At 39.2% G+C, this 12452-nt stretch carries 10 protein-coding genes; 5 read left to right on the top strand and 5 right to left on the bottom strand.

Going from position 1 to position 12452, the window contains the following annotated elements; translation table 11 throughout:
- Position 1: 1 nt before the first annotated feature.
- Together PVK70_RS01690 and PVK70_RS01685 are read left to right on the top strand one after the other, a co-directional pair.
- Positions 2 to 2065: a hypothetical protein gene (locus tag PVK70_RS01690; protein WP_274441252.1), complete on the top strand. Its 2064-nt coding sequence runs from the start codon at positions 2 to 4 to the stop codon at positions 2063 to 2065.
- On the top strand, positions 2065 to 2541 hold the full coding sequence (locus PVK70_RS01685; protein WP_274441251.1) for a hypothetical protein: 477 nt from the start codon (positions 2065 to 2067) through the stop codon (positions 2539 to 2541). Before PVK70_RS01690 ends, PVK70_RS01685 begins: the two co-directional genes overlap by 1 nt.
- Before the next feature lie 33 nt (positions 2542 to 2574).
- Here the strand turns inward: PVK70_RS01685 and PVK70_RS01680 are convergent, their stop codons facing one another.
- The gene (locus PVK70_RS01680; RefSeq protein ID WP_274441250.1) at positions 2575 to 3435 is read right to left on the bottom strand and encodes a thymidylate synthase; all 861 of its coding nucleotides are present in this window, start codon (positions 3433 to 3435) and stop codon (positions 2575 to 2577) included.
- A gap of 86 nt (positions 3436 to 3521) precedes the next feature.
- A complete protein-coding gene (locus PVK70_RS01675) occupies positions 3522 to 3686 on the bottom strand; it encodes a hypothetical protein (RefSeq protein WP_274441249.1) in 165 nt (54 codons plus the stop codon).
- A gap of 140 nt (positions 3687 to 3826) precedes the next feature.
- Here PVK70_RS01675 and PVK70_RS01670 point away from each other — a divergent pair, with 140 nt between their 5' ends.
- The 3 genes from PVK70_RS01670 to PVK70_RS01660 all read left to right on the top strand — a co-directional run bounded on the left by PVK70_RS01670 (position 3827) and on the right by PVK70_RS01660 (position 9828).
- Entirely contained in the window at positions 3827 to 5374 is a 1548-nt protein-coding gene (locus tag PVK70_RS01670; RefSeq protein ID WP_274441248.1) for a type I restriction-modification system subunit M, read from the top strand.
- Complete coding sequence (locus tag PVK70_RS01665; protein ID WP_274441247.1) at positions 5364 to 6662, top strand: restriction endonuclease subunit S; 1299 nt, start codon at positions 5364 to 5366, stop codon at positions 6660 to 6662. Before PVK70_RS01670 ends, PVK70_RS01665 begins: the two co-directional genes overlap by 11 nt.
- 79 nt (positions 6663 to 6741) lie before the next feature.
- Positions 6742 to 9828, top strand: a complete 3087-nt coding sequence (locus PVK70_RS01660; RefSeq protein ID WP_274441246.1) for a type I restriction endonuclease subunit R — start codon at positions 6742 to 6744, stop codon at positions 9826 to 9828.
- A gap of 87 nt (positions 9829 to 9915) precedes the next feature.
- On the opposite strand, the gene PVK70_RS01655 is transcribed toward PVK70_RS01660, so the two are convergent.
- The 3 genes from PVK70_RS01655 to PVK70_RS01645 all read right to left on the bottom strand — a co-directional run bounded on the left by PVK70_RS01655 (position 9916) and on the right by PVK70_RS01645 (position 12451).
- Positions 9916 to 10335 (bottom strand): hypothetical protein, encoded by a 420-nt coding sequence (locus PVK70_RS01655; RefSeq protein ID WP_274441245.1) that lies wholly within the window; start codon positions 10333 to 10335, stop codon positions 9916 to 9918.
- Between the two features lie 449 nt (positions 10336 to 10784).
- Positions 10785 to 11000, bottom strand: coding sequence for a hypothetical protein (locus tag PVK70_RS01650; protein ID WP_274441244.1), 216 nt, complete (start codon positions 10998 to 11000; stop codon positions 10785 to 10787).
- Between the two features lie 338 nt (positions 11001 to 11338).
- A complete protein-coding gene (locus PVK70_RS01645) occupies positions 11339 to 12451 on the bottom strand; it encodes a hypothetical protein (protein ID WP_274441243.1) in 1113 nt (370 codons plus the stop codon).
- Between the last annotated feature and the right edge of the window lies 1 nt (position 12452).

The raw sequence follows: 12452 nt of genomic DNA, 5'->3' as shown, positions 1-12452 counted from the left end.
AATGGAAAAAGCGCATGTAGAACACTTAAATGAAATAAATAAACATTGGAACGTTGTCTTTTCTAACTTGCTAATCCTAAACAGTAAATCTGATATTGATGCAGGCGGGAAAGTTAATCCTTACATTGCGCAACTTGCTTTATTGCCAGTTTCGGTTAAAAGCGTATTTAGTGACATGCTATGGGACTTTGATCAAGAAACAGCAAACCGAGCTGCTTCAGTTTCAATAACGAAAGTGCAATTAGACTTTAATCAATATGCACACATTCCGTTGGGCGTTATAACGGAACTCAAGTGCTTATTTTTAACTGTTAAGGCATCACCGAAAGACTTTGGCAACAGTAAAAATGAGATCAAACCGAACACTTTAATTTCTCATTTTAAGGCGGGACTTAGTTTTCTAGACTTTGTGTTTGTGGCGATTGAAAAAAGACTGGGGAAAGATTATGTGCAATCGCAGTGTAGCAAACTCTCTCAAGTCACTTTGCTTGACTTCGAAGAAGCTGCAAGCAAAACCAAGCTCAAGCTAGTAAGTGATAAAGCCACAAGTGCGTATAAGATTTTTTTTAAATACTTGAATGAAACCAAAGTAAAAGAGGAAATTGGCATTGAATGTGACGCTGATTATCAAGTTATAAAGAAAGCGTATGAGAAAAGTAATAAGAAAAAAGCCAGTGATAAAAAGCACGAGAAGCAGCATTACCTTGAAACGCAAACCTTTGATTTAGCGTTAAGAAAAGCCTCCTTTAATGTTGTTAGCTTTTTACAGGCAATGGGCGAAAAGGTTAATGATCCAGTGATGATTAAGCATTGCAAGACACTAGCAGAAAAATATGAGTGCTTCTCACTGTCGAAGCAGGAGCTTGAAGATTATGGTGCTTATCGGTTGGGCAACAAAGGCTATCCAGTTCCTTATATCGATGCTACTTTTCCTGCTAATACATTAACGATAAGTCATGATGGTGAGCCTGTCACCACTGCAAACATAAATACAAGATTCCGAAAGAAGTATTCAACTTCCAATGCATTACGTATCGAAATCAATAGGGCGTATTACTCTGCACTTTGGGTGATTGGCACGCTAATGGGCGCAAGACCCAATGTATATTCAGATCTTAAAATTGATGTTTGTCTTGATCTAGAAAGTAAGACTATTTTAGCCGAGGAGCATAAGGGCAGGGACAATCGGTGGAGCTTATTTAATGATCGTTGGGTAGCTACCCCAATCATGATTGATGCAATGAAAGTGGTTGAGATGATAGGTAGTAAGTTATTTCAAAATACTCATGTGTACGGGAGTGTTGATACATTTAAACCTGATGAAATCAGGAACCCTATGATATCACTGACACCTCTTATAGCTAATATGTTTACTGTGTTGACAGGACTTGCAAAAAAGGATGTAAAATTCCAATTAAATGCATACACATTTCGCCACAGTTTAGCACATCAGATGTACAGAGCTGATGTTGGATTACCAGTCATTTCTTATCAGCTTAAGCATGTAGTAACGGCAACTGAAAACTTAGCACGAAAAGGCAAAGTAAGTGAAACAACGTTAGGTTATGGCGGTATAGCAAACCAATTGGTAGATCAAAACATAAAAGGTAAGGCGATTAACATAAGCCGTGTTGCAGAACTAGAAGCTGTTAAAACGAATTTTAACCCTAACGGTAAATACATGGGGGGAAAAGCCGATGAGCATTTATCCAAAATCAAGAAGTTTTTTAATGGCTGCATGGAAGCTGGATATTCAGAGGAAGAAATATACGAAGCAATGGTCGAACAAGGCGTAGCAATCATTAATGTTGGTAGCGGTTACTGCTTTGGCGGTGTCGAAGATTTTGATGATAGTTTGCCATGCATAGGTGGCTTGCGTTGTAATCCAGTACGCTGTGGAAATGCAGTAGTAAGTAAAGCGAATGCACCGAAATGGCGTGAGATATATCTAGAGAATTTAAAACTTGTGGGTGCGGAAGGTTTCGAAGATGTGCAAGAGCAGATACTTGATGTGCTAAAGGAAGCCAAAGGAGTTCTTGAGTATTTAGGTGAGGATTTAATCTGATGGCTGAATATGATGAAAAGAACCAAGAACTGTATGATGCAAATACAGACAAAATACACGAAGCACTGGATGCTATAAGACAAGATAAGTCATTAAAAGTTACTAAAGCACAAGTTTCTGCTTTAACGGGACTGCATCGTAATACTTTTAGCGGAAAAGGAGCCAGAGATTGGGTCGGGATCGAGCTTGAGATCATTAAGAAGCAGAGAGAGTATGACTCCAAGCGAAGTAGTATTACTAAGAAAAAACAAGAAGATAACTTACAGAATTTACTCGATCAGGCAAAACTTGAGATATTGCATTGGTTTACGCAATACTCGGAATATGAAAGAGAGTTAGAGAAATTAAGAACTAGACTTAAGCGTGATAATGATAGTTTAGAATGGTACAAAGAAGAGCTAAAAAAAGAACGAAAATCCAAAAGAGAGCTGGAAGAAAGAATCGAGTTGTTAGAAAGCGTGATAGATAAAAAGTAGATTTAAGTAATGGGGCTTTGCCCCATCACTTTTCTAGACTGAAAACGGATACTTAATAGGCTCGTGATGCTCATAACCAACCACTTCAAAATCATCCACCGTCACCCAAGTCTCCAAGTCCTTTAGAGTTTTAATGTTAGGGTTAATGATCAACTTAGGCGGTGCGTAAGGCTCTCGTTTTAACTGCTCTTTCATTAACTCTAATTGGTCTTCATATATATGCCCGTTAACGATTTTGTGATACGCCTTACCTGCTTTAAGACCAGTGATTTGGGCTGTGATAGCTAAAAGGAAAAAAACCTGACAGGCGTTAAATGTATGACCCAAAGGCAGATCATTTGAACGTTGACTGCTGTTTAGATAGAGCGTATCTCCAAGCAAAGAAAATTGATGGCTGTACATGCAAGGACGTAAACAGCCCATGTGAAACTCACCTGGGTTGTAGAAGTTTAGGATCTCACCACGGTCATCAATGCCTTTACTCAAGTTATCAACGATTTTTTTGTACTGATCTACGAAACCACCATCAGGCTTTGCCCATTTTCTTCCTTGAACGCCATATACCCTACCCATATCATCCTCACCTTTACGGTGTGGGTTATTTAGCCATGCTTCATTTAGGTTAGCGTTAGCATCCCAGGTCTTAGTACCCACTTTTCTGAAATCGGCTGCGTTGTCATAACCACGGATATAGCCTATCATTTCAGCAATAGCACTTTTCCAAAATGCTTTTCGTGTTGTCACTAGCGGAAATTCATTAGCAGCAACATCATATTCTAAATCGGCATTAATAATCGTTAAGCAACGCTTGCCAGTTCTTTCATTTTCAACCCAAACGCCTTCATCGATGACTCTCTGGCACAAGTCCTCATACTGCCTGTATTTATTCTTCATTATGTATTCCAATTATCTTTCTAGTCATTATACCAAATTATTTCTTGAATGTTCACTAATGCTATGAGTTATGCATAACAGTATGATTAATTGAGATTCTTAAACAACTCAGGAAATTCCTCTTCAGCCTTTTGCAAAAACCAGTCTTTCATCGTCTTACCATCGCGGTTGATTTTTTTATACATTCCTTTTTTTAGCTTAGGATCTATCTCTAATACTATTCGTCCTGACTCACTTTTCATCTTCTTCATAAAACACCTAAAATAAGAGTGTAACCTGTTAATTTAATTAAGATAATAATCACCTTATGTTACATAACATAACTGGACATTACAACAATCAAATGATACAATCTAAGCATACAAAACATACTTATAATGAGAACTATAAAATGGTTAAAAATGTTGGCGATAAAGCGTTTTTCGATACACTTTGGGATTCAGCAGTAGCACTACGTGGTGCTCTGCAACCGTCTGAATATAAACACCCAGTGCTAGGCTTACTGTTCATTAAATACGTAAGTGACTCGTTCACTGAGCTTCAAGTGAATCTAAAAGAATGGGTTGCAGACGAAGACCATGATTACTACGGTATGGATATTAACGATCCTGATCTATACGAAGCAGAAAACGTATTTTGGGTTCCAGAAGAAGCTCGCTGGGATTTCCTTGTAAGCTCAGCAAAACAAACCAATATTGCGAAATTGCTAGATGAAGCAGTTAAAGCCATTGAAGACAACAACTCTCAACTGAAAGGCATGTTGTATCGCGGCTTTGGTTTGCTAAAAATTCCATCATCTAAGCTTGGTGAGTTAATTGACTTGCTAGGTAAGTTGACCTTTAACTCGAAAGACCACCGCTCTGCTGACGTACTGGGTCAGGCGTATGAATTTTTCCTCGGGAAGTTTGCTTTGGCAGAAGGAGCCTCGGCTGGCGCTTTCTATACTCCAGAAAGCATTGTAGCGACTATCGTTGAAGTAATTGCACCAACTAAAGGGCAATTATACGAGCCTGCTATTGGTTCGGGCGGTATGGTTGTGTGTTCTGAAAAGTTCATGGAACGTAACGGTGGTGAACGCGGCGACATCAGTGTGTACGGTCAAGAATATACCCATACCACTTGGAAGATGGCAGCGATGAACTTGACCATTCGTGGTCTAGATTTTGACTTGGGTAAAGAGAATGCCGATACGCTACTAAATGATCTGCACAAAGACCTACGTGCTGATTACATCATGGCTAACCCTCCGTTTAACCAAGAAAAATGGGGCGCAGCAAAAGTAGCTGCTGATGTTCGCTGGAGATGGGGACAACCATCTGATGGCAATGCCAACTACGCTTGGATCCAACACATGCTTTACCACCTAAACGAAACAGGTCGTGCTGGTGTGGTAATGGCAAATGGTGCAATGACATCAACTGCTAACAACGAAGATGCGATCCGTAAAGCAATCATTGAAGATGACCTAGTTGAGTGTATGGTTGCTTTACCACCGAAGCTGTTCATCAATACTCAAATTCCATCTTGTATCTTCTTCTTCAACAAGAACAAGAAGCGCAAAGGTGAGACTCTATTCATTGATGCTCGCCACCTTGGTCGCCTAGAAAGCCGTGCTCAGCTTGTTTTTGATGAAAAACATATCATGGAAATTGCTAATACCTACCATGCATGGGCTAAGACGGATTTTGCTGAGAAAGATAGCAAATACGTTGATATTGCAGGCTTCTGTAAGTTAGCCAAACTGGAAGATATTGAGAAAGCTGGATTTGTGCTATCTCCAGGCCGTTACGTGGGTGCTGCGGAAGTTGAAGAAGATGAAGCTTCATACCAGGAAGATATGGCTATTCTAACAGGTCAGTTATCTGAGCAGATTAATAAATCAGTTTTGCTTGATGATCAAATCAAGGCTTCGCTTGCGGAGGTTGGTTATGACATCTAAGACAACATGTGTCACCCTTGAAGATGCAGTTGAGGCTTTAATTGATTACAGAGGAAAAACCCCTAAGAAAACGCTTTCGGGAGTTCCTTTGATTACAGCGAAAGTAATAAAAAATGGTGAGATACTAGAACCAAACGAATTTATAGCTTCCGAAAACTATGACTCGTGGATGGTCAGGGGATTACCAAAGGCTGGGGATGTCGTTCTAACTGTTGAAGCACCTCTTGGACAGGTTGCTCAACTTGAAGATAGCTATGTGGCTTTAGCACAAAGAGTTGTAACGCTGAGAGGGAAGAAAGGCGTTTTAGATAATACTTATCTCAAATACTTGTTAATGTCATCCCAAATGCAATCCGCCTTGGACGGTCGTTCCTCTGGTTCTACAGTGAAAGGTATCAAGCAAAGTGAGTTAAGGAAACTTGAGCTAGAGCTACCTGATATTAATGTTCAGGAAAAAATAGCGACTATTTTGGGTTCTCTAGACGGAAAAATCGCAATTAATAAGTCAATGAACCAAACCCTCGAAAAGATCGCTCAGCGCATCTTTAAGTCTTGGTTCATCGACTTCGATCCTGTTAAGGCGAACAAAGAAGGTGTGGCATTCGACGGTTTATCGCCTGAGATCCAAGCTTTGTTCCCAAGCGAATTTGAAGAGTCTGAGTTGGAGATGATTCCGAAGGGTTGGGATGTGTCATCGCTTTCTGAACGAGTTAATATTAATCCTAGAAGAACTCTTAAAAAAGGGGTTGTGACTCATCACATTGATATGAAAGTATTGCCTACAAGTTCAATGAGTATCAGTGAAGTTGTAGAGAAAGAGTTTAAATCAGGCACAAAGTTTCAAAATCACGATACTTTACTTGCTCGGATCACTCCATGTTTAGAAAATGGAAAAACAGCATATGTAAACTGTATTCCTGAGAATGAAATAGCATGGGGATCCACTGAGTTTATTGTCATGAACCCAAAACTTAAATTTTTTCGAGAGTATGTATATCTGCTAGCTAGAACGGAAGAATTACGAGCTTATGCCATTAAAAATATGACAGGTACGAGCGGTAGACAACGAGTTAGTGGAGCCTTAGTTGGTGAGTATTTAATTACTAATCCAAGTGATGCTATTGTTGAAGAATTTCACCATATTACTGAGCAATTTTTTTCTAAAATTGCTGAAAATACAAAAAACTCTGTTGTTCTAGAAAAAATTCGCGACCGCCTCCTACCAAAACTGATCTCAGGTCAGATCACAGTTGGTGAGGCACAAAAGGAACTTGCAGAAGCAATCTAAAACAATCAAAGCCTAGCCCTATTGAAAGGGCTAGGCTTTTTGGCTTAATATCATAAAAACAATAATTAAGAATAAAATTATGAAAATAACGGAAGAAATGCTAGAAGACCATTGTATGGTCTGGTTTAGTAACCTTGGCTACCAAACTCTTCATGGTGGAGACTTAGAACCCACAGGTAAAGCCCCAGAACGCCAATCGCTATCTGACGTGGTTTTAAAACCACGTCTTAAAAAGGCTTTGAAGAAAATCAACCCTCACCTACCTGAAGACTGCATCGATACCGCTATCGACACACTTCTTACTATCGTACCGTCAGTAGCTCATGCAAACCATACGTTTCATCGCCAACTGATTGATGGTATTCAAGTCGAGTACGAAGACAGCGAAGGACATCCTAAAGGCGATAAAGTCTACCTAGTAGATTTCACTAACCAAAATAATGATTGGTTAGCATTGCGTCAGTTCTCCGTTGATGGTGTAACAAATGGTGAGAAAGACAATCGCCGACCAGATATCGTTGTATTCCTGAATGGTCTTCCAATCTCTGTACTTGAGCTTAAAAGCCCCGCAGATGAAAAAGCCGATGTATGGAAAGCGTACAATCAAATTCAAACGTACAAGAACGTCCTAAGAGACCTGTTTGTATTTAATGAGTCAGTCATCATCTCTGATGGCACAGAGGCTTACATTGGCTCTCTGACCGCAGATAGAGACCGTTTCACACCTTGGCGTACCATTGATGGCTCTCGTGATGATTCTGAAGATACGCTTGCGCTAGAAGTGATGGTACGAGGCTTCTTTAATCAAGAGTTGCTCTTAGATTACCTGCAATACTTCATCTCGTTTGAATGCGATAACGAAAAAGTAATTAAGAAGATTGCAGGCTATCACCAATTCTACGGTGTTCGTGCTGCGATTGAAAGCACGATCCGAGCAACGAGACACGATGGCGATCAGCGTTGTGGTGTGTTCTGGCATACCCAAGGCTCAGGCAAATCCCTATCAATGGGCTTCTACAGTGCGAAGCTAATGGCTGCACCAGAAATGCGTAACCCAACGATTGTGGTCGTAACAGACCGTAATGACCTTGATGAGCAATTGTTTGAAACATTCAGTATCAATGCTGAGTTACTACGTGAAACACCAATTCAAGCAAAAGATCGCCACGATCTAAAAGAGCTGTTAGATAATCGAGCATCAGGCGGTATTTTCTTTACTACGATGCAGAAGTTCTCTCCAGATGAAGGTGAGACGCGTTATAAGGTACTTACCGAGCGAAATAACATTGTTGTGATGGCAGATGAAGCTCACCGCTCTCAATACGGCTTAAAAGCGCGTGTAGACAGTAAAACAGGTGAGATGAAGTATGGTTATGCTCAGCATTTAAGAGATGCACTTCCAAACGCAGGTTTTATCGGATTTACAGGGACTCCAGTTGAAATGGAAGACCGTGATACCCGTGTTGTTTTCGGTCAAGATGTATCGGTTTACGATATTGAACAAGCGCAACGTGACGGTGCTACGAAGAAGCTGTATTACGAAAGCCGCTTAATCAAATTAGATATGGATAAAAGCATTAAAGAAGAAGACTTAGATCAAGCGGTAGATGATCTAGTCGCTGAATATGATGAAGATGACCAATCTAGAACCAAAGCTAAAAATGCAGCTCTTGAAGCGTTAGTTTGCGCCGAAGACCGTATTGACCGTTTAGCACGAGATTTACTGACTCACTTTGGAAAACGTGAAGAAGTAACGCTAACAAAGGCGATGGCGGTGTGTATTAGCCGTGAAGCTTGTGTTCAGTTATACGATAAACTGCGCGAATTAAAACCTGAATGGCATGATGAGGATCCAGAGAAGGGATGCATGAAGGTCATTATGACTGGTACATCATCCGATCCTGAAAAGTATCAAAAACACATCCACAAAAAGCCTATTCAGAAGAAAATAGCTAAGCGTATTAAGGATCCAGATAGCGAGCTTAAGTTAGTTATCGTGTGTGACATGTGGCTAACAGGTTTTGATGCACCTTGTCTAAATACAATGTATATCGACAAACCGCTGAAAGGCCATAACTTGATGCAGGCTATTGCTCGTGTAAACCGTGTATTCCGCGACAAAGAAGGTGGTTTGATTGTGGACTATCTTGGTATCGCTCCTGAGCTAAGAAACGCAGTTCGTAATTACACGGCAAGTGGTCAAGGTGAGCCTACAATTGATTTAGCACAAGCTCTTGAAGTGACGATGACTAAGTTAGATGTATGCCGTGGGATCATGCATGGTTTTGATTACAGCGATTACAAGACTAATACGCTAGGCTTACTAGCTAAAGCAATGAACCATATTTTAAGCCTAGAAGATGGTAAGAAACGCTTTGATAAAGCAGCACTATCGTTGTCTAAAGCATTCAGTTTGTGCAGTTGCATGGATGAAGCGAAAGACATCAAAGAAGAAATCGCATTCTTTGAAACATTAAGAGCGGCTATCAAGAAGACAACGACATCAAAGCAACGTATGTCTGATGAAAATGTGCAGACAGCGCTTCGCCAAGTAGTTTCTGAGTCTATTGTGTCTGGTGATATTGTTGATGTATTTGAATCGGCTGGATTGAATAAGCCAAATATCAGTATTCTTGATGATGATTTCCTTGCTGAAGTTGAAAAAACTGAGCACAAGAACCTTGCAGTGGAGATGCTCAAAAAGCTAATCCAAGATGAAATCAAGACTCGTACCGTTAAGAATGCTGTTGCATACAAGACGTTCTCGGAGATGCTTAGAAACTCTTTAGACAAGTATCGCAACCGCTCAGTTGAAACGAGTGTTGTGATTGAAGAGTTAATCAAACTGGCTAAAGAACTTCGAGATTCGGCTGATCGTGGTGATGATCTTGATCTAACGAAAGAAGAGTTGGCTTTCTTTGATGCCCTACTTGCAAATGAATCAGCTAAAGAGGCAATGAAGCAAGAAGAGATCTTATTCATTGCACGAGAGTTGGCAGCAGAGATTCGTAAAAGCGCTCAACCTGATTGGACTAAGCGTAAAAATCTGCGCTCTCGCATGAGGATCAAGATCAAGCAGATTCTTAAGAGAACGGGCTACCCGCCTGATTGCCAAGAAGATGCGGTAGAGCTTGTTTTACAGCAAGCGGAACTGGTTAATCCATAATTACGATGGCGCATTCAGTTTGGATGCGCCTTTTTATTATTTATTTTTAGTAACAAAAAAGCAGCCAACAGGCTGCTTTTATTTTCATTAGGTTAAATCTGATTCACTAGGTAGCGAAAATGGGGGATGAGGTGTTAAGTCTGCAAAACGGAAAATGTTGTCATCCTGTCTTTGATAGTGCATCACAAACTGTGAAACTAAATCACCTTTTGGTGAAACACTATAACCTCCGTGAAAACCTGCATGTATATGCCAAAGATTATTGTTCTTAGCAAAAGTTACTTTTTTCAAGAATTCAGGATCGTTTTTATCAACGTCCCATGATGGCTTATTTCGTACTTTCACACCATTATAAGTCAGCGAATCTATTGCTGGATAACCGCCAGCGAGGAATTCTGATAGAATCCCAAATACCTGCTTTTTATCACCTTTTCCTAAGTTCTTAACTTTCCTTTTAGCAGTGTCAGACCAATGTATTTCGTATTCAGTTGCTAGCTCATTAGCCAAGTATCAAATTCCTTGAAGTTATTGACGCTTGGCATCTTTTCGAACTTTTCTGACAGAACTTGCTGTAAACTTTTCAAGCAAAAGTTAAAAGGGACTTCTTCTTTAATTTCTCGGATAGCATGAATTGACATATTAAGACTCCCACTATGATGTATATATTTTAGGACAAAAAACAATCGAGATAAAGCTTTATTAGTTATCGTGAAAATCATTATGCTTCGATACTTTAGTTTTCATAACCGAAGATGGACTGACAGCGATGTTTTCTGTGTTAAGTTTATTCGACTTGCTCATGATTCTTGCTGAATATAATAAAGATCTAGTCAGTGGTTAACCAAAGTTGGTCACGATTTTAGTGTTTTCCCAATCCTCGTACTCTGATTGATTAGTATAAGATCAGATGGAAAAAACGCCTCTTGTTGAGAGGCGTTACATATGTACATTGTGTATTAAGATGGATCTTTCAAATGAGACTTATCATTTTGAACAAAAGGCTTAAATTCCGTATGAGTAATATACGTCTTATTCAATGTGCTTTTTGCTGTCACTTGAGTGTTTTCTCTTAGATATTTTCTGTTATCCACAGATTTTGACTTACCTACCAACCCTAAATGGTAATCCATTTCATGATCTTGGCTAAAGTTTACGTAATCCCAATCATTCATGTTAAAAATCTCTTTTAAAATTATGCAACATTGCACTATACATATGATGTGCATTTTATCTTTTACAAGAGGAAGATACCTTGAAGGACGGATTTTTTTGAAATAAAAAACTAAATTGTGAAGGGGGGCATATTTATAAATATAGATGGTCTGAAGTTCTTGAAACAAATCTAATTGACCTATATGAACTAAACATGATTGATGTTTAGTCAGTAATGGGAACTCCTAAGCGAACAGCGTTTTTTTAGCTGCTAGGGAAAAAATAACAAAGCTATGACTTCCCTAGAAAGAACATTAATTAGACGTGGTATTCGAACTGAATAGTAATAATACTGCCGTTATAGGTAAACGCGCCTTTGGTTTAATGTGGCTGAATCATATACCATATGTGATAACGGAACGATACTCTTATAAATTGCTTCAGCTAAGTCGTTAACTTCATTAGATATGATTTGCAGAGCCTCTAGCTTGTTGGCTTTATTAAATATTTTTCTGCTTCCATCGGGCACCAAAATTCGATCTCGAAGCATTTCTGATGAAACAAGCAATGATAAGTGTGCTCTTAGTCTTTCGACTAATGCAAGCGACATATATGATGGGCAACTTAATTGACCATCCATGTCATAGGCTAAGGCCGTAAGATCATAGCTTGATAATTTCTTCGCTTTTCCTTTTTTATAATCAGGCATATCAGCAACTAAGTTCTTCATTAGTCTTGTTACTTTCTTTAAGTTACCTGAGTAAATTGAGTCCTTCTCATTAACTTTTTTTATATGCATAAATGGTTTGTTGCCAACTAATTCATGATTAGCTTTGTGATAAATTTGTACTTCTTTATCATGCTTCAACCCACTGCGTTGATAGTCATGAGTGTGATACCAGCATGCAGGAACTATATCTACTTTCCTTTGTAGGCTTCCTCCACTCAAGGCAATGGACTTATTGCCCGAACAATCAACATTTGTTCCATAATATCGAGTTGTTAATTTATCTTCAGATAAGAGTCTTAACTCTCTTATTATTTCTGTCATTGGTCGTTGATCAGAGGCTATGTATGGAGAACCATTTAATTTTGGTGTTTCAACCAAAACGATATCTTCTTTCAAGATAAGCATATCGACATCAGAATGTCCTTTGATATGTATATCTAGGGCTACTGAACCTTGAATTTCTTTGGTTGCTCTAATACCAGTATTGCTAAGCATCGATATCAAAGTATCAGCAACTCGTTCTCCTTCCTGTATTGAAATGCGAGTTGAGTTGTCATCAACGGCAGCCATTGCGCCTACAGCATATTTAATTGCTGAACTTTCATTTAATTTTTCATAACTCTCTTGAGTTCTAAAATCTCGATGGTCATATTGAGAAGCGTTACTTGCAAGTAGCATTCGTTCTCTTGTTCCCTGCCTACGATCCTTTAAACTTTTAAGCCGATTGTCAAAATTTATCATA

This window comes from Aliivibrio sp. A6, from assembly GCF_028765505.1.
Taxonomy (GTDB): Bacteria; Pseudomonadota; Gammaproteobacteria; order Enterobacterales; family Vibrionaceae; genus Aliivibrio; species Aliivibrio finisterrensis_A.
This window is presented reverse-complemented; position numbering and strand designations above follow the sequence as displayed.